Raw genomic sequence first — 17,598 nt, 5'->3', positions numbered from 1 at the left:
GGATTATTCCAAGTCGTCGCCGCCGTCTTCCTCTTGCGGCTCCTCCTTATAATCGCATTTCGTGCATTGAATGATCGGTCCGTTCTTCGTGTTCTTCACGATCATAAGCCCGCCACATTCCGGGCAGGGCTTGCCGGCCGGACGATCCCACGATACGAAATCACAATCCGGATACCGGTCGCAGCCGAAGAAGATTCTTCCTTTTTTGCTGCGGCGTTCGATGACCTTACCTTGGAGACACTGAGGGCAGGTAACGCCTGTATCCTTGACGATCGGCTTCGTGTTGCGGCAATCCGGGAATCCCGAGCAAGCGAGGAATTTGCCGAAGCGTCCCATCTTGTAGACCATCGGTTTCCCGCACTTCTCGCAGAGGACATCGGAGACTTCATCCTGAATCTCAATCTCCTTCATTTCCTCTTCCGCGTATTCCAGCCGCTTCGCAAAGGTGACATAGAAGGAGTCAAGCACCTTCACCCAGTCTTCCTTCCCCTCTTCCACATGGTCAAGGTTCTCTTCCATATGGGCGGTGAAATCGATGTCGAGGATTTCCGGGAAGAACTCCTCCATCTGGGCCGTGATGAGCTCTCCAAGCTCGGTGGGCATGAATTTCTTCTCCTCCAGCGCCACGTACCCGCGCTTTTGGATTGTCTCCAGAGTAGGAGCGTAGGTACTCGGCCGACCGATTCCCATCTCTTCGAGCGCCCGGACAAGCCTTGCTTCCGTATATCGCGGAGGCGGCTGGGTGAAATGCTGCTTAGGCTCGATTCCTTGGACCTCGGGTCGGTCGTCGGCAACGAGCGGCGGCAGAAGCCCTTCCTCCTCGGTGACCCCATCGTCGCTTCCTTCAATATAAACCTTCATAAAACCTGGGAATTTCACCTGCGACCCGGCAGCGCGGAATTGATGGCGGCCAGCTGCAAGCTCGGCCGTAACCGTATCCATGACCGCCGATGCCATCTGACTCGATACAAAGCGCTCCCAGATGAGCTTATAGAGGCGGTATTGGTCGCGGCTCAGAAATTCCTTGATAAGCTCCGGTTCACGGAGAACCGAGCTCGGTCGAATGGCTTCATGAGCATCCTGGGTCGTCGCATTCTTCTTCGTGTATACGCGGGGCGTCTCTGGAACGTACGCTTCCCCGTATTTGCCTGCGATGAATTCCTTCGCCTCTTCCTGGGCGACTGGAGAGATCCGCGTCGAATCCGTACGCATGTACGTGATGAGACCGACGGTTCCTTCCTTGCCCAGGTCGATGCCTTCGTACAATTGCTGAGCGACGGACATCGTTTTGGCAGCCCGGAAATTCAACTTGCGCGCCGCTTCCTGCTGAACCGTACTCGTGATGAACGGAGCGGACGGATTCCGCAGCCTTTCCTTCTCCCGTACTTCGATGACGACGAAGTCGGCATTCTTCAGGTCAGCGAGGATCTCCTGCACATCGGCTTCGGAAGCCAGCTCCCGTTTCTCGCCGTCCGATCCGTAATATTTCGCGTCGAACGCAGCTTGCTTTTGATGCAGCTTTGCGGTAATCGACCAGTACTCCTCCGGGATAAAATCACGGATTTCGTTTTCCCGGTCGATGATCATCTTGACGGACACGGATTGAACACGTCCCGCGGACAATCCTTTTTTGACCTTCTTCCACAAGAGCGGACTGATCTTGTAACCGACAAGACGATCCAGAATCCGTCTCGCCTGTTGGGCATTGACGAGATCCATATTGATCGGCCGCGGTGTCTTGAAGGCATCCTTGACGGCTTGCTTGGTAATTTCATTGAAGACGACCCGACACGTCTTGCTTTCATCAACATCCAAGTAATGAGCCAAGTGCCATGCGATCGCTTCCCCTTCGCGGTCAGGGTCAGCTGCGAGATAGATGTTTTTAACTTTGCGGCTTGCGTCCTTCAGTTCCTTCAGAACGGAGCCTTTCCCGCGGATCGTAATATACTTCGGCTCAAACCCGTTTTCCACTTCAACGCCGATTTGGCTCTTGGGCAGATCGCGGATGTGCCCCATCGAGGCTTTGACGATATATTTACTTCCCAAATATTTGCCGATCGTCTTCGCTTTGGCGGGTGATTCTACGATCACCAGAGAGTCTGCCATGCGTCCGACCTCCCTTACTGTGTTCAATCTTCTATTTTGGCATAGGCCGCACCTGGCAGCGCTTTGATCCTTTTGGTCAAAACTAAATTTAGCAGAAGTTCATGCAAATGTCCAAAATTTGTTTGAGTGCCCTCGAGCAGGGTATCGATCGTGACGGGGCCATCGGGAAAACGAGCGAGGAGCTCCGCCTCCTCCTTCGTCAGCTCCGGCAGCTTCACGCGGGAGCTGGACGCGGCCAAAGCTAATTCCGACGACGCAAAAGAGGACGCATATTCACGAATGATGTCGGCGGGCTCCGTAACGATCCGCGCGCCTTGTCGAATCAGCTCGTTCGTACCGCGGCTCTTCGGTGAGCTGATCGGACCGGGAACAGCGAAGACATCGCGCGATTCATCAAGCGCTTGATCTGCTGTGATCAGCGAACCGCTGCGCAATGCCGCCTCCACGACCACCGTCGCGAGCGATAAGCCAGCGATGATTCGATTGCGAAGCGGAAACAGCCCTGGAGCGATCCGCGTTCCGGGAGGGAACTCGGAGAGGATGAGACCGCGCTTGGCCAATTCCGCATACAGCTGCTTGTGCTCGGGTGGGTAGATGACATCAGGTCCGCCTCCGACTACGGCAAGGGTTGATCCGTTTCCCTCCAACGCGCCTCGGTGAACGGCTCCGTCAATCCCTCGCGCAAGTCCACTGACAGCGACGGCTCCCGCCTGGTCCAGGATGCGTCCGAGTTCCTCGGCCGTACGAACCCCGTAAGCCGTCGGTGTGCGGGTACCGACCACCGCGATGCATGGATGTTGAAGAAGCTCGATACGCCCGATAGTATATAAGACCCATGGAGGCTGCGAGGTCTCCTTTAACAGTGCGGGATATTCCTCATCATAGAGGGTGACCGCCCTGATGCTCTTATCCGCATATCTCTCCTCCAATCTTGTCCAATCCGTTCCATTCAAGGCGGTCAAGAGTCCGGTTGCTTTCGATTCCGGAATCCCGAGACTCATCAACTCCCCCGTATTCATGTCAAATAGACGGTTGAGGTCCTCCAGCTCCGACACGAACCGGAGAATCGTTTTCCAGCCGACTCCCTTGATCTCCTGCAAAGCAAGGAGAACCGTGCGCTGCTCCAATCCTATTCACTCCTTTACGATAGAAGGGCTCCGCCGGTTTCACCGGCTAGGCAAACATATTTCTCCGGCGTCCATTCGAATCAGCGGCTGTCCGAACGGATCACGGACAATAAAAAAACCTTTCCCGCCCGCGAAGGGTCTAGGGAAAGGTTGCTTACCGTTCCGATTGCTTATGGCAATAAGGCAGCCGCAAGGACTGCCCCTTTAGAATAGTACGTTCTGACGCAAAAACGCAAGCCTTATTTGGCCGCTGCGGTTGACGAGCTTACTGATGTCTTACCCGTCACACATTCGTCCAAAATACCTACTTCCTTCAGCAGGCTGACGAGCGTCTCTCCCATTTGCGATGGAGTCGGCGCAACTCGGATGCCGGCCGCCTCCAAAGCGGCGACCTTCTCGGCAGCAGTACCTTTGCCTCCGGAAATAATCGCGCCTGCATGCCCCATGCGCTTGCCGGGAGGGGCGGTTTGCCCGCCGATGAAGCCGGCAACCGGTTTCTTCATGTTGGCGCGGATCCATTCCGCCGCTTCTTCCTCCGCGCTGCCTCCAATCTCGCCGATCAGGATGACCGCATACGTCCGAGAATCTTCATTAAACAAGCGCAGAATGTCGATGAACTCCGAGCCCTTGACAGGATCTCCGCCGATGCCCACCGCCGTTGATTGTCCGATGCCGCGCACGCTCAACTGATGCACCGCTTCATAGGTGAGCGTGCCGCTGCGGGATACGACCCCAACATGACCGGGAGTATGGATATAACCGGGCATGATGCCGATTTTGCATTCGCCCGGGGTAATCACACCGGGGCAGTTCGGTCCGATCAGAACCGTTCGTTTTCCCTCCATGTATCGTTTCACTTTGACCATGTCCTGCACGGGAATACCCTCCGTGATGCAGATGACAACATCCAGATCCGCATCGACCGCTTCCAGGATGGAATCGGCGGCAAACGAGGGTGGGACATAGATGACCGACGCTGTAGCTCCCGTCGCTTTCTTGGCTTCCGCAACCGTATGAAAGATCGGCAGCCGCACCGTTTGCCCGCTGTCCAAGGTAATATCGAGCTCCGTTCCCCCTTTGCCAGGAGTTACTCCCCCCACCATCTTGGTGCCATATTCGAGAGCGCCCTTCGTATGAAAAAGTCCTGTCGAGCCCGTGATCCCTTGGGTAATCACCAAGGTATCCTTGTTTACCAAGATGCTCATGTCCCGATTCACACCCTTCCCCTGATCTCCCGTTTTTATCGACCGATTTGCAACCCATTTTTCCGGATTTGTTCTCCCGTCTCCGAGAGTCCTCCATTTGCCTCTCGATTGCGTCTCTTGTGACGCGCTCCTTACCTCTCCTATGACGCGCGCTTGACCTCTCCGACGATCTTCTGAGCGCCGTCCGCCATCGAATCCGCCGTGATGATGGGCAGACCCGAATCGTGAAGCAGCTTCTTGCCGAGCTCCACATTGGTGCCTTCCAAACGGACGACAAGCGGCCGGTCCAGCCCCACATCTCTCGCCGCCTGCACGATCCCGTCCGCAATGACATCACAGCGCATAATTCCGCCGAAAATGTTAACAAAAATCCCTTTCACCTGATCATCGGACAAAATGATCTTGAAAGCCTCGGTCACCTTCTCCGCTGTTGCTCCGCCGCCAACGTCAAGGAAATTGGCAGGCTCTCCGCCATAATAATGGATGATATCCATCGTCGCCATCGCGAGCCCGGCGCCGTTCACCATGCAGCCGATGTTTCCGTCCAGAGCGATGTAGGACAATTCGTATTTGGACGCTTGAATCTCCTTCTCGTCCTCTTCATCTAAATCGCGCAGCAGTTGAATGTCCTTATGACGAAAGAGAGCATTGTCGTCGAAATTGAGCTTGGCATCAAGCGCCATCACCTCTCCGTCTCCGGTGACGACAAGCGGATTGATCTCGGCGATGGAGCAATCCTTGGAAATGAAAGCGTTGTACAAACCAGTCATAAAGCGAACCGCCTTATTCACCAGCTCGGGCGGAATTCCGATGGCATAGGCCAAGCGGCGAGCCTGAAACACTTGAAGACCGAGAGCGGGATCGATGATTTCCTTGATAATCTTCTCAGGAGTACGTGCAGCCACCTCTTCAATCTCTGTACCGCCCTCCTCGGAACCCATGAGGACGACCCGTCCTGTCGTCCGGTCGACAACGAGTCCGATGTAATATTCCTTGCGGATATCGCAGCCTTCCTCGATCAAAAGCCTCTTCACTTCTTTACCCACCGGACCCGTTTGATGCGTAATCAGCACCTTACCCAGAAGCTCTTGGGCATAAACGCGAACATCCTCGAGGGATCTGGCAATCTTCACCCCGCCTGCCTTGCCGCGTCCGCCTGCGTGAATTTGCGCTTTAACCACTGTGATCGGCGTCCCCAGCTCTTCTGCCACTTGCACCGCCTCTTCCACCGAATATGCAACCTTTCCCCGGGGAACGACCACACCAAATTGCCTCAGTACTTCCTTACCTTGGTATTCATGGATGTTCATCAACCGTTCCTCCTATCAGATTAATGCGAAAATCGTAACAAATTTGCAATATATCTGGATGAAAAGCAGCTGTATCTATACTCTATTTTATTGACAAAATGGAAAATAGCAAATAAATCATGCCAAATGATGGATCAAAATCGAGTAAAATTTTCATCCCTTTTGATTTGACGATTAACCGATTTGCTCGCAGGATTGTACATTGCCCTGATTTTCTTTTATAGTTAGAAGAAAGAAAACAAAGGCATTCATTCGGAAAGGAAGATGAACCATGGCCTCACCTGCACAATCCACCGCTATTCGGATCGTACGCTCGGAATCCTTGAAGCCGAAACCGGATCCGACTCAACTTGGCTTTGGCCGTATTTTTACGGATCACATGCTGCTTGTCGACTACACCGAAGGGAAAGGCTGGCATGATGCGCGCATCGTTCCGTACGGCCCCTTCTCCCTCGATCCTTCCGCCATGGTGTTTCATTACGGGCAGACCGTATTCGAAGGAATGAAAGCTTTCAAAGCTGAAGACGGCCGCATCCTCCTGTTCCGTCCAGACCGCAACGCCGCCCGCTTTAACGTTTCCTGCGAGCGGTTGAACATCCCGGCATTTGACGAAGCCTTCTTCGTGGAGTCCATCCGCACGTTGATTGAGGTGGAACAAGACTGGGTCCCGAATGCCGAAGGCTCTTCTCTCTACATTCGTCCTTTTGTCATTGCGACAGAAGCCGGCCTCGGAGTTCGCCCGTCCAACCGTTATTTGTTCTCGGTCATCTTGTCTCCGAGCGGCGCTTATTATAGCAAAGGCCTTTCGCCCGTCCACATCCGCGTAGAAGACGAATATGTCCGCTCCGTACGCGGTGGCACCGGCTTCGCCAAAACTGCAGGCAACTATGCTGCCAGCCTCAAGGCTCAAGTCATCGCCAAGGAGAAGGATCACTGTGATCAGGTCCTCTGGCTCGACGGTATCGAGCAGCGTTATATTGAGGAAGTCGGCAGCATGAACGTGTTCTTTAAGGTTGGCGGCGAAGTGATCACCCCTGCCCTGAACGGAAGCATCCTCGACGGAATCACCCGACAATCCGTCATTGGCCTCCTGAAAGAATGGGGCATCCCGGTGACCGAACGCAAGATTTCCATCGAGGAATTGGCCGAGGCCTATAAGAAAGGTGAACTCGAGGAAGCCTTTGGAACCGGAACGGCGGCGGTTATCTCTCCGGTCGGACGCCTCAGCTGGAAAAAGGAAGACATGCGCATCGGCGACGGAACCATCGGTGAATTGTCCCATAGATTGTATGACGCGATCACCGGTATTCAGACCGGTAAAATGGAAGACACGTTCGGCTGGAACGTACAAGTGTAACTGTTAATCGCGAATGTGAAAAGCCCGCTTACCGGTGAAGGTGCACTTCACGGTCTGAGCGGGCTTTTCTTCTCTGATTACTTTTCCCTGCACGAGTTGCTTTTCTTATACGAGCTCCTTACGTGTACATAGTTGGAACCGTCGTCTGGGTGCGCGGTTCCCGTTCTGCTTGCTTGATAAAGCGCATCTCGTTGCCGGTAAACTGGCATACCTGGCATTGAATGATATCCTCGACATCCGGGACAATGACCGGCTCATCCTTTTCAAGAAGCACGCCTGTAATCGCATCTTTTCGAAAAGGCGTGGAGAACGTCGTGATGCGGCTAAACTTGTAGCGGTTAGAGCGGCAGTTCGGACAGAAATAGGGTTTGTCTTCCATACCATCACCTCGCGTACAGGGTACCCAATGGCGCAGTTTGATATTCGCATCTAGGAAAAGTGACGATTAATAATTCCCCCAGCCTATCCTTTTGACCCTCATAATAAGACGCACTTCAACAGCGCAGCCGGTTGAACATCCGAATGCCCTCGCGTGGATTAGTATGTCACGAACCCCTATTCGATCACGAATGATCAAGTCATAATCTAAACGATTCGCGATTTCAAACCAAGTAAATACTGCATACTTTAGTATAATATGCCATAATGAACGAAGACTCTCACCTGGGCTCGATTCACCTTTGCCAAGCATCCCCAGTATCCAATGGTTAGGAGGTGGTCTCTATAAAGAAGCTCCTCTCCTTTGTCTTCATTATTTTCATCATCGGTTGTTCCAGAAGTGTTGCAGGACTATCGAATGAAGATCAGACGTATATGGAGAACTATGGCTGGCACGCTAAGCAATTCCTAAGCGATGTCGTTTATGAGAACGGCGTTCCGAAAGAAGTCATCGAAGAAACAATGACTCGAGGAAGCATTGATTTGAGTCCCTATTCCACTTCTTAAGTAATTGTTTCAACATTTCTGGTTAAGGAACAGATAGGTGGATTCAACCACATTGAAATCACGTTGTTCAAAAAGGATAATCAGTTCATTGGCTCCTACCTGGGGTTCCATACCGAGCGATTGACCCCCAGTCAACAATATGAATGGATTCAAGGCGAATACTCTCTGATGAAAAGCTACGAGGATTCGATCAAATCGCTAACTCGTTCCGGAAGCCAAGAATGGAGATGAAGAATCCTGAAAAGAAAATATGGAGACCGTTCGGGTTGGAAGCGGGTACTCGACAAACGATACGCTCAGACTTATCTCGACACAGAAACCTTCACGGGGTACGTATCCCTTCTTGAAATCGGCGACGTCTCGGAGCCGTTGCATATGACTTATACCGACCAAAGATTCTGCATTGCGGATCAAGGCTATTATTGGCTTCAGCACTTCCCAACAAACCTACATCATTCCATGACAACGATGTTCGATGATGAAGGGCAAATCGTACAGCACTATATCGATATCTGTTACAGGAATGGGGTAAGCACAGAGAACATACCTTGGATGGATGATTTATACTTGGATATTATCGTTCTGCCCTCAGGAACCGTAATTCAGAAGGACGCAGAAGAACTAGAGCAGGCTTTACTGGACGGTTCGATCGACAAAGGATTGTACCATCTTGCAAAAGACGAAGCCGAAAAGCTATTTATCCAAATCGAACAAGGGAACTTTCCCTTATTGAAGCTTGCGGAAGAGCATAAAGATTTACTAATGCAAGATCTGAAAAGGTAAATGCTGTTGGTGAATGGCTCTGAAGGACAGCTGGCTCAAGCATCTTCTGGCAGCGGTGGATTGCCTCGCTTCTCTGCGTAGATCTGAGCTCATCGGGTTGCTTCTACCGAAATGGAGAGACTACAAGGTTTTGAGTCCTTAAGGAGCTTGTTTCCATGAAAAAATCAAACCCTTAAGCAGGAATTGGCTTGGTGATGGAGAAATAGGAATCATTGACAACGCGCAGCGAATTAGGAAGCACCTATTCCGATTGCCGCAATGAACCCGTAAAGGTTTGTTGCCTATGGAGGAGGGGCTTTTTTGATGTTTGCAAAAGTAACGACCGCTTGTGTCGTCGGGATGGACGGCCAGTTGATCGAAGTAGAAGTGGATCTCTCAAATGGCTTACCCCAAGTGAACTTGGTCGGTCTTCCCGATTCCGCTGTTCGGGAATCCGTTGAACGGGTCCGCTCCGCGATCCGCAATTGCGGATTTGTCTTCCCACAAGAGCGGGTGACGGTAAACCTCGCACCTGCCGACGTCCGAAAAGAAGGCACGTCCTATGATCTCGCCATCGCACTCGGAATGCTCCTAGCGAGCGGCCAACTGCCATCCCATAGTTTGTCGGATACTCTTCTTATTGGGGAACTCGCCTTAAATGGAGATCTCCGTCCTGTTCCAGGCGTTCTCGCAATGGTCCATCATGCAAGGATTCAGGGACTGAAGCGTGTCATTCTTCCAGCCGCCAACCTGAATGAGGCTCTTTTGACAGATGATTTGCTTGCGCTCCCGCTTGCGAATCTCAAGGACATCCGCAATCTTGAACAAAACGAAACGAACTGGTATCGCTCCGGTGATAAACCCCTTGCCTGTGAAAGGCTCCAAGAGATTATCGAACACGATGGGGATGTATTGGCGGATCGCCCGCCTGAACTGGAAAATAGGCACAAGGAATCATCGGATCCCCTGTCTCCGACCGGACTGGACTATGCCGATATTTGCGGGCAGCTCCACGCAAAGCGGGCGCTGATGATTGCGGCAGCGGGCTTTCACAACCTGCTCCTGATCGGACCGCCGGGAACCGGCAAAACCATGCTCGCCCGCCGCCTGCCTACCATCCTCCCCGAGATGGACGACGCGGAAGCGATGGAAACGACCAAGATTTACAGCATCGCTGGCAAGCTGTCGAGACGTTCGGAGCTCATGCGGACCCGCCCTTTTCGTTCTCCTCACCATACCGTTTCATCAGCCGGGCTCATCGGCGGAGGAGCCATTCCCCGCCCAGGTGAGGTCAGCCTCGCTCACCACGGAGTGCTGTTTCTCGATGAACTCCCTGAGTTCTCCCGCATGACGCTCGAGGTATTGCGTCAACCCTTGGAGGACCGGACGGTGACCATTGGTCGTGCTAAGGCTGTTTTTACCTACCCCGCAGGCTTCATGCTCGTTTGTTCGATGAATCCATGTCCGTGCGGATATCACGGAGCGGATTCGTTGAGCAATCCTTGCACCTGCTCGCCTGCGAAATTGCTCCAATACCGTTCCCGGATCTCCGGTCCCTTGCTTGATCGGATCGATCTACATGTGGAGGTGCCACGAGTCGATTTCAACGAGTTGACCCGTTCAGCCCCTAATTTGTCTTCGAAGGACATGAAAGAGCAAGTGCTAGCTGCACGCGAGATTCAACATAATCGCTTCAAAGGAGTTGGCATAGGCAGTAACAGCGAGCTGTCCGGGAGGCTTCTTCGCATGCATTGCCGTCTTCAGCCGGAAGCTGAAGAACGCCTCCGGCGCACCTTTGAAATGTTAGGCCTCAGTATACGAGCCCATGATCGTATTCTGAAGATTGCGCGCACCATAGCCGATCTGGAGCATGAACCACAAATCGCCGTCCGCCATCTCGCCGAAGCCGTTCAATATCGCAATTTGGACAAGAAGACCGTATGAACATCTTGAAAGACCAGCCTGCTATTTTGCAAATGAGATCGCCACACAGAAGATAGCATTACAAGGTCTATAGTAGTAAAGTACTTAAAAACGCTTTTGATTACCAAAGTTAGAGGTGATTACTATGGAGGTGGTCATATCCCCCCATATTGCGGATTGTTGAGGAATCAATCCCACACTAACACATCAATTTCGAGAGATTTTGAGAAAGCGAAGCATAGAAAAAAAGGTATTTGAGGAAATAATTAGACTCACCCGAGGGCAAATCCCCATCATTTTGTATACATGATAATCATCAGTATGATTCTATCTTTATGCATGATTTGGTTAAATACAATTGAGGCGTTAAGAAAACTAATAGTTGGATTATTAATGGTGTAAAAAATGAGTATTTATTCTTGATACTTTATATTTATGTGTGGTGATACAATTGATATTGTGTGCATTCCAGTGAGATGACATATGAACTAGGAGAGTTAATATGAATTTATTCCTTTTGGAGCCTGAGGTTAGTGGAGGGCATGGAGAATTTACTATCTATAGAACAGATTATGGAGTAAAGCAAGTGGACAAAGTTCAATTTCTCGATTATGAGTTTGATGGCTGGTTAGGGGATCATTTAATTACATCAACTCCGTGTTTTATCATCACAAAAGAATTAGATGAGATCTTTAAGCAATTGAACATAGGGGATTATTCAGTTGAGGAATGTTTGGTATCGGAATCAAGCATATTCGAGGAACTATACGAAGACAAATTGTTGCCAGAATTCTTAAGAATGCTGCCTAATGGGAAAATTTCAATTAAGGATAATACGTATGGTAATTGGTCAGGGCATCATTTTTGTTTAACTGAAAAAGCTTATTTAGTCGTTACCGCTGAGGTTGTTACTGTGTTAGAAAAGTATGCGAGACACTGCAGAATTACAACTCTTGATGCAAATTCATAACCTAAGCTCAGGTCAAACTGAATGATATCAAAACACCGTACAAGTCTAAACCAGTCGTCGGAAATCAACTGTCTCGAACGTTCAGATTTTAGTAGGGAAGGGTCCTTTTTCTTTACGGCCGCCTGATTCCATTTTCTCAACCAATTAAGAGGCTCTCCTCTTCCACTTCGCGGAGAGAGAGCCTCTTATGTTGAATACGAACTTCCTTAATTCTTCGCATAATTAAGCTAGCCTTATCGCTTAACTAAACCTTCACACCTGTTCCTTCACCCAGACCGTCATTTCACCTTTGCCGCGATTGGCCCATGCGTAATAGGGGATAAATATAGCCTTCATGGGTTCGTACGACGGTGTGTAATCGGACCGATACAGCTCTTCTCCCCATGATTCCTCGGTTAAGCGAAGCGCTTCCGTCTCCAGAAGTTTCATGCCGCCGAGCAGGTTCTCCTTCCAGGTGACCTTTACCGGTTCCGAAGAACCATGCGCACCTCGGGGAAGCAGCAATCCGCTGAGATTGGCTCCGTTGTCTGCCTCTTCCAAGCAGTAGACCAAGGGCCCGCGCTGAAGGGCAACCTTGCCGGAGTCCGCTCTTACGAGCGGATGACTGTGCATATGCAGAACGGGCATCTCTAACGTCAGCTCGATTGTGTCGCCGTCAGTCCATTCCTTCTCGATGCGCATATAGCCGTCTTTAACCTTGCCAGCTATCGACCGTTCTTTGCCATTCACCTTAAGCTTGGCGTTCGGGCTCCAGCTCGGCAGCCGCATAGCAAGGGTGAAGGTCGTCGATTCTTGAAGCTGGACTTGAACGCGAACCTCTCCTTCCCAAGGAAGAGCGGATTGCTGAGAAAGCGTGACAGTGTGATCTCCGATGGTAAAGTCCGTTTGTCCGCCTACATACAAATGCGTGAAGATAGTCGAATCGTTCACCGTATAAACATAATCCCCCAGTGAAGCGATCAGACGAGCAACATTAGGCGGGCAGCAAGCGCAGCCAAACCACTCTTGGCGAACGGGCTTAACATGATCGAAGACATGGTTGCCTCCATTGCAAACATGAGGATGAACTTCTAGAGGATTGACATAGAAGAAGCTGCGTCCGTCCTTCGCCATACCCGCCAATACCGAATTGTAGAGAGCCCGTTCCATCACGTCTGCGTATTTGGAATGAGGATTCAACTGCAGCATCCTCTGGGCAAAGAAGATCAGGCCGATCGAGGCGCAGGTCTCGGAATAAGCTGAGTCGTTTGGCAGATCGTAATTCACGGAGAACGCTTCTCCGATCGCCATTGAGCCAATACCTCCCGTTACGTACATCTGCCGGTTCGTAATCGCCGCCCATAATCGTTCGCACGCATCATACAACCTGCGATCTCCGCTCTCACGCGCCACATCCGCCATCCCCGCGCACATATAGACCATACGCACGGCGTGACCGACTGCCGTATCCATTTCCCAAACCGGCTTATGCGCTTGAAAATAAGCGGGGTCGATTTCGATTTTGCCGGAATGCCAGTAGCTCGTCCATCCCCGTTTCTCCGATTCTGCTATCAGAAAGTTAGGCTCTTGCCCACGCTTCTCCACAAAATAGCGGCTGAGATCTAAATAACGCTTTTCTCCCGTTGTCCTGTACAGCTTGACAAGCGCGAGCTCGATCTCTTGATGGCCGTCATAGCCCGCGATTTGCCCCGGCTCATCCCCGAATACCTCTGCGATATGATCCGCCATCCGGCATTACGATATCCAGGATGGGCCGCTTTCCCGTAGCTTCGTAATAAGCGACTGCCGCTTCGATCATATGACCGGCCACATAAAGCTCATGGCATTCGGTTAAGTTTGTCCACCGCTTACCAGGTTCTTTGAGAGTATAATACGTATTCAGATACCCGTCTGCCTGCTGAGCTTTCCCGATGGTCGCGATGAGATCATCTGCGATCGCTTCAAGCTCCGGGTCTCTTTTTGATCGCAGGAGATACCCGACCGCTTCGAGCCATTTCGCCACATCGCTGTCTTGAAACACCATTCCCCCGAATTGGCCTTCTCCCTCGCCAGCAGCGATCTTGAAATTGTTCACGGCATAGCTTTTCTCCGCGCCTTCCACCCGATCGTTAAGGGCCTCCCATTGATACGGAACGACAACTTCTCGCACAAGGTTCACATATTCATCCCAGAATGAGTCTTGAATATGCGTACGAACCTTCGAATTCCGTTCCAAAGCTAGCCTGTTCAATGCGCGTTCCATTGCAGTTGCCTCCTCTTGCTTCTGTTATTTCCTCCTGCTACTATTGATTGTAGTCTATACGAATTCATCTTTATATGATGAATCCAAACCGATTTCTTATAGAATTTCACACAATGGTTTCGGGAGGAGTACCATGGAGACATCTTCGATTCTCAACTTGACTGCCCCACCATTGCCCTATTGTCTGGATAGCGGAAAAACCGTCTATGAGCCGGGAGACCAGCATCCGAATCGCCAATCGATCGGGGTGTTTGACCTGATTGTTGTGGAGCAAGGGACGCTTCATCTTGGGGAAGAAAGTCAAGCCTGGAGCTTGACCGCAGGGCATAGCGTGATCCTGCTGCCGGATCGATATCACTACTCGGTCAAACCGACGGAAGAGACAACCGTGTTTCAATGGGTCCATTTCCACACGATCGGACAATGGGATTGCTCCTTTCAGGAGCAACCCGTCCCGGATCACGACGACTATTCCCGTCAGTATCTCACCGATCCGTATTTCATTCAGATTAAGCAGGCCTGGAGGCTTCCGTATCCGGAGCAGGTATACCAACTGCTCGGCAAGCTGAACCAGTCGGGGAAGGAGCGGCATTCCAGCGCATTCTGGACAAGACAACAGACGTTCGAGGAGCTACTCCGACTCATGGACCTGCGGCAAAATGAAGGACATGCCGGTCCCGTCGTTGAACTCGCAGAGAAGGCCGAAGCTTATTTGAAAGCCCATTATCAATCATCGATCACGAGCTGGATGATGGTCGAAGCGCTCAATTTCCATTACAACTACATCACTCGCTGCATGAAACAGGTATTTGGGTTAGCTCCGATGGAATACCTCATGAAATACCGGCTGGAACAAGCCAAGCTTCTTCTGCTCAAGACCGAATGGCCGATCGGCGAGATCGCCCTCCATGTCGGCTTCGAGAATATCCCCTATTTTACGGGCTGCTTTACGAAGAGAATCGGAATGTCCCCATCCAAATACAGAAGCCGCTACATCAAGTAGCGGCTTCTCGCAATTAGGAGAGCACTATCATTAGAAAGCATGCCGGAGATGCTCAAGCGCTTGCATCGATCCGTCCGCATTCAAGCGAATCGAGATGAGATCGAAGCGGATACGGCATTCGGTAAGGCGGTGCTGATAAAGATAAACCTCCGCTGTTCTCCTGACCTGCAGCTGCTTGCGCGCATCGACCGATTCCTGCGGCGTCCCGAACCGGACGGACGGCTTGCGGGTGCGCACCTCCACGATGACCAGGCATCCCTCTTCTTCCGCAACGATATCCAGCTCCCCGGAGCGGCAGCGCCAGTTTCGCTCGCGGATGAGGTGGCCTTGCTCCAGCAAGTACTGCGCTGCGGCTTCCTCTCCCGCCTTGCCAGTGAGTCTTCTACCGTCGATTCGCAGCGTCTGCGGCTTCTCGCTTGACCTATCTTGCTTCAAGGCTTTATGCCCCCTCTGGCCCGACCGTCCGTCCGATATACAAAGCTGAGAATTTCCGCCACCAGCTGGTATAGCTCTGCCGGAATCTCTTGATTGAGCTCGAGCTGCCCGAGAACCTCGACTAAGGAAGCATCCTCCTGGATGGGAACGCCATGCTCCTTAGCCTTTTGCAGAATCTCATCGGCGACCATGCCCTTTCCCTTCGCCACGACAGAAGGAGCCTGCATGTCCATCGGACTGTATTTTAGAGCAACGGCTTGTTTCGTTGTCGGTTTTCCCTTTTTCATACGCGCACATCCATGCTTTTGTAGGGTTTCCGATGAAAATCCAGTTGATCACGAATTGCGGAATCGGTTTGTGATTCCCCGACCTCCGTGCTTGCTTGGCTCACATTTGGATAATCAGAGGAATGAAGATAAGACAAGCGATAGCCCGACTCTTCCATCGTCGATACAAGCTCTTCTCTGCCTGCATCTAGAAGCCCCTTGAGCTGGCCATGATCATTGAGGATTCGAATCCCTACCGCGCGGTCAGCAACCTGAACATCAATCAGAAGCGGACCAAGCGTCCGCATCGACAAATCGAACAACAGGCGGCAATTGTCTGCATCAAGCTCGCCCCGATTGTTACGCCTGGACTCCACATGAACGGCAGCCGTCTGGCGGCCCTGTTCGTTGTAAAAGGGGATCATCACCGTCAGATGCGCAAGCTGCTGCGTCCGGTCTCCTGAGAGCAGCAGCTGTTGACCGGTGACCTGCTGCAGCGCCTGCGCCGCCGCCTCCTTCAGCGGAAGCGGCAAATCGTCCTGCTTCCCGACTTGAAGAAGCAGCTCCTTCAAGGTTTGCCGAGAAGCGTCTCCGCTGTGCTCCATCGAACCTCGTCCAATATCGGTTCCTACCGGAAGATTGGCAAGCTTCTGCTCATGCTCGACTCCAAGATCAGAGAGCATCCGACTGAGCCAGCTTCCTCTCTCCGCTCGTTCACTCGTCCGACTTGACTGAGCGGACGAGTCCGCATTCGACCCTTCGGAGGGATTCACGCCTTTTGAAGTCATCTCTGCCTTATCCGTTGGGTCCATCGACGCATCCTTCGCCAACCCAAGTCCCGCCTGATTCGACTCCGTCGAGTTCATATTCAGGTTGCTTGCATTTCCGACGCTTCCCGAATTTCCATTATTTCCCGGGGCTATGGAATTTGCAGAATGGTTGGAATTTCCGGCATTGGCGAGATTGCCGATTCCCCCCGATGGGCCTGCGCCGCCTGCACTTCCCGCATTTTTGAAAGCCCCAGTTTCGCCTTCTGCCGCGCCACCGCTGCCATTTGTACCTGCTGGTTGACCCGTTACCCCCGGCTTGCCGTTCTCGCGACCTGTTTGACTAGCTCCCGGCAGGCTGCCCGCATCGCCTGAAGCTTCCCGGCCTATCGGCACTCCTAACGAATCCGCTCTTCCGTTCGCATTCCCGACAGCCGCCTGTGCTTTCCCCTGCACGCCTTCTTCCACCGTTGCAGCGAGCTGCTCAAGAAGCTGCCCGAGCTGCCGAAGCAGTCCGCTATTCTTTCCTGCACCCGCTTCTCCATCGAGAGCCGCTCGAATCTGGTCCGCCAATGCCGCGAACGTTCGGTCGAGTCCCGGCCCCGCTGTCACGCTGTGCAAGGATTCCAAGGCTCCTTGTGATAGGGGCAAGGCCCTGCCGAGAGCCAGCTTGATCGTATCCAGCCAGCCTTCCTTGCCGATCCCTGCCGGAATGTTCTTCAGCGCAGCGGCTGTCTCCTGAATCCCCGCCTTCGTCAAGGGCAAACCCGCCTCCTGCAGCAGTTGCGCCGCCTGACGGTTTCCTTTTGACGCCACCAACCCCAAGCTTGACAGCGGGTCATCCGACTGTGATGAAGCTGCAAAGTCTGGCAGCTGCGCCGCATTCTGGGCTAGCTTCAGCCTGATGGCACCGTCTGCTCCTGGGGGCTGAACCTGAAGCAGAGCCGCTTCTCCCGGCTTTAACCCCGCCTCCAGGTAAGCTTGCACCGACACCCCGTTGATCGTGACCGTCGCCTGCTGCTCCGTGGTCATGCGGCTCACGACACCGCGTACAATCTGCCCCGGCCTCAGCTCTAATGTTCTGGCTTCTCCCGTTCGCAGCTCTCCCATTAGGCTACGCAGCGTCTGTCCGATGTTCATCGCGTTCGCCCCCTTTCCCGCATCATGTCCGATAGATAAG

At 52.3% G+C, this 17,598-nt stretch carries 13 protein-coding genes and 1 pseudogene; 5 read left to right on the top strand and 9 right to left on the bottom strand.

Translation table 11 applies throughout. The annotated features are described in order from the left end of the window. Positions 1 to 3 precede the first annotated feature (3 nt). From topA to sucC, 4 genes are all read right to left on the bottom strand, one after another. Positions 4 to 2,106, bottom strand: coding sequence for a type I DNA topoisomerase (gene topA / locus BN2684_RS20320; protein WP_058303919.1), 2,103 nt, complete (start codon positions 2,104 to 2,106; stop codon positions 4 to 6). A gap of 23 nt (positions 2,107 to 2,129) precedes the next feature. Continuing rightward, positions 2,130 to 3,233 carry a DNA-processing protein DprA gene (gene dprA / locus BN2684_RS20315; protein ID WP_058303918.1) on the bottom strand — a complete coding sequence of 368 codons (1,104 nt, stop codon included), beginning with the start codon at positions 3,231 to 3,233 and terminating at the stop codon, positions 2,130 to 2,132. Between the two features lie 239 nt (positions 3,234 to 3,472). Then, positions 3,473 to 4,438, bottom strand: coding sequence for a succinate--CoA ligase subunit alpha (gene sucD, locus BN2684_RS20310; protein WP_058304657.1), 966 nt, complete (start codon positions 4,436 to 4,438; stop codon positions 3,473 to 3,475). A gap of 140 nt (positions 4,439 to 4,578) precedes the next feature. Continuing rightward, positions 4,579 to 5,748 (bottom strand): ADP-forming succinate--CoA ligase subunit beta, encoded by a 1,170-nt coding sequence (gene sucC, locus BN2684_RS20305; protein WP_058303917.1) that lies wholly within the window; start codon positions 5,746 to 5,748, stop codon positions 4,579 to 4,581. A 271-nt stretch (positions 5,749 to 6,019) separates the two neighbouring features. Between sucC and BN2684_RS20300 the strand changes: the two genes are divergently transcribed. Further along, positions 6,020 to 7,105, top strand: coding sequence for a branched-chain amino acid aminotransferase (locus BN2684_RS20300; protein WP_058303916.1), 1,086 nt, complete (start codon positions 6,020 to 6,022; stop codon positions 7,103 to 7,105). Between the two features lie 118 nt (positions 7,106 to 7,223). On the opposite strand, the gene BN2684_RS20295 is transcribed toward BN2684_RS20300, so the two are convergent. After that, positions 7,224 to 7,484, bottom strand: coding sequence for a hypothetical protein (locus tag BN2684_RS20295; RefSeq protein ID WP_058303915.1), 261 nt, complete (start codon positions 7,482 to 7,484; stop codon positions 7,224 to 7,226). A gap of 941 nt (positions 7,485 to 8,425) precedes the next feature. On the opposite strand from BN2684_RS20295, the gene BN2684_RS20290 reads away from it, so the two are divergent. The 3 genes from BN2684_RS20290 to BN2684_RS20280 all read left to right on the top strand — a co-directional run bounded on the left by BN2684_RS20290 (position 8,426) and on the right by BN2684_RS20280 (position 11,705). Continuing rightward, the gene (locus BN2684_RS20290) at positions 8,426 to 8,833 is read left to right on the top strand and encodes a ribonuclease FAU-1 family protein (RefSeq protein ID WP_234340288.1); all 408 of its coding nucleotides are present in this window, start codon (positions 8,426 to 8,428) and stop codon (positions 8,831 to 8,833) included. 303 nt (positions 8,834 to 9,136) lie between these two features. Then, positions 9,137 to 10,756, top strand: coding sequence for a YifB family Mg chelatase-like AAA ATPase (locus BN2684_RS20285; protein ID WP_058303913.1), 1,620 nt, complete (start codon positions 9,137 to 9,139; stop codon positions 10,754 to 10,756). Between the two features lie 481 nt (positions 10,757 to 11,237). Beyond that, positions 11,238 to 11,705 carry a hypothetical protein gene (locus BN2684_RS20280; protein ID WP_058303912.1) on the top strand — a complete coding sequence of 156 codons (468 nt, stop codon included), beginning with the start codon at positions 11,238 to 11,240 and terminating at the stop codon, positions 11,703 to 11,705. A 252-nt stretch (positions 11,706 to 11,957) separates the two neighbouring features. On the opposite strand, the pseudogene BN2684_RS20275 reads toward BN2684_RS20280, so the two are convergent. Further along, a pseudogene (locus BN2684_RS20275) lies at positions 11,958 to 13,947 on the bottom strand (glycoside hydrolase family 127 protein). 133 nt (positions 13,948 to 14,080) lie between these two features. Here BN2684_RS20275 and BN2684_RS20270 point away from each other — a divergent pair. Further along, positions 14,081 to 14,950 carry a helix-turn-helix transcriptional regulator gene (locus BN2684_RS20270; RefSeq protein ID WP_058303911.1) on the top strand — a complete coding sequence of 290 codons (870 nt, stop codon included), beginning with the start codon at positions 14,081 to 14,083 and terminating at the stop codon, positions 14,948 to 14,950. 30 nt (positions 14,951 to 14,980) lie between these two features. On the opposite strand, the gene BN2684_RS20265 is transcribed toward BN2684_RS20270, so the two are convergent. Genes BN2684_RS20265 through BN2684_RS20255 form a run of 3 tightly spaced genes read right to left on the bottom strand, consistent with a single transcriptional unit; the run spans position 14,981 to position 17,558 of the window. Continuing rightward, positions 14,981 to 15,385 (bottom strand): YraN family protein, encoded by a 405-nt coding sequence (locus BN2684_RS20265; RefSeq protein ID WP_234340287.1) that lies wholly within the window; start codon positions 15,383 to 15,385, stop codon positions 14,981 to 14,983. Beyond that, on the bottom strand, positions 15,382 to 15,672 hold the full coding sequence (locus BN2684_RS20260; protein WP_058303910.1) for an EscU/YscU/HrcU family type III secretion system export apparatus switch protein: 291 nt from the start codon (positions 15,670 to 15,672) through the stop codon (positions 15,382 to 15,384). Before BN2684_RS20260 ends, BN2684_RS20265 begins: the two co-directional genes overlap by 4 nt. Beyond that, complete coding sequence (locus tag BN2684_RS20255) at positions 15,669 to 17,558, bottom strand: hypothetical protein (protein WP_058303909.1); 1,890 nt, start codon at positions 17,556 to 17,558, stop codon at positions 15,669 to 15,671. The genes BN2684_RS20260 and BN2684_RS20255 overlap by 4 nt, the downstream gene beginning before the upstream one ends. Positions 17,559 to 17,598 lie beyond the last annotated feature (40 nt).

It is taken from the genome of Gorillibacterium timonense (assembly GCF_001457415.1).
In the GTDB taxonomy this organism is placed as follows: Bacteria; Bacillota; Bacilli; order Paenibacillales; family NBRC-103111; genus Gorillibacterium; species Gorillibacterium timonense.
This window is presented reverse-complemented; position numbering and strand designations above follow the sequence as displayed.

Excerpts from the sequence above, each read along its gene's own strand:
- BN2684_RS20270 (WP_058303911.1), top strand. The coding sequence starts at position 14,081 with ATGGAGACATCTTCGATTCTCAACTTGACTGCCCCACCATTGCCCTAT.
- sucD (WP_058304657.1), bottom strand. The coding sequence starts at position 4,438 with ATGAGCATCTTGGTAAACAAGGATACCTTGGTGATTACCCAAGGGATC.
- BN2684_RS20290 (WP_234340288.1), top strand. The coding sequence starts at position 8,426 with ATGACTTATACCGACCAAAGATTCTGCATTGCGGATCAAGGCTATTAT.
- BN2684_RS20300 (WP_058303916.1), top strand. The coding sequence starts at position 6,020 with ATGGCCTCACCTGCACAATCCACCGCTATTCGGATCGTACGCTCGGAA.
- topA (WP_058303919.1), bottom strand. The coding sequence starts at position 2,106 with ATGGCAGACTCTCTGGTGATCGTAGAATCACCCGCCAAAGCGAAGACG.
- BN2684_RS20295 (WP_058303915.1), bottom strand. The coding sequence starts at position 7,484 with ATGGAAGACAAACCCTATTTCTGTCCGAACTGCCGCTCTAACCGCTAC.
- sucC (WP_058303917.1), bottom strand. The coding sequence starts at position 5,748 with ATGAACATCCATGAATACCAAGGTAAGGAAGTACTGAGGCAATTTGGT.
- BN2684_RS20280 (WP_058303912.1), top strand. The coding sequence starts at position 11,238 with ATGAATTTATTCCTTTTGGAGCCTGAGGTTAGTGGAGGGCATGGAGAA.
- BN2684_RS20285 (WP_058303913.1), top strand. The coding sequence starts at position 9,137 with ATGTTTGCAAAAGTAACGACCGCTTGTGTCGTCGGGATGGACGGCCAG.
- BN2684_RS20260 (WP_058303910.1), bottom strand. The coding sequence starts at position 15,672 with ATGAAAAAGGGAAAACCGACAACGAAACAAGCCGTTGCTCTAAAATAC.
- BN2684_RS20255 (WP_058303909.1), bottom strand. The coding sequence starts at position 17,558 with ATGAACATCGGACAGACGCTGCGTAGCCTAATGGGAGAGCTGCGAACG.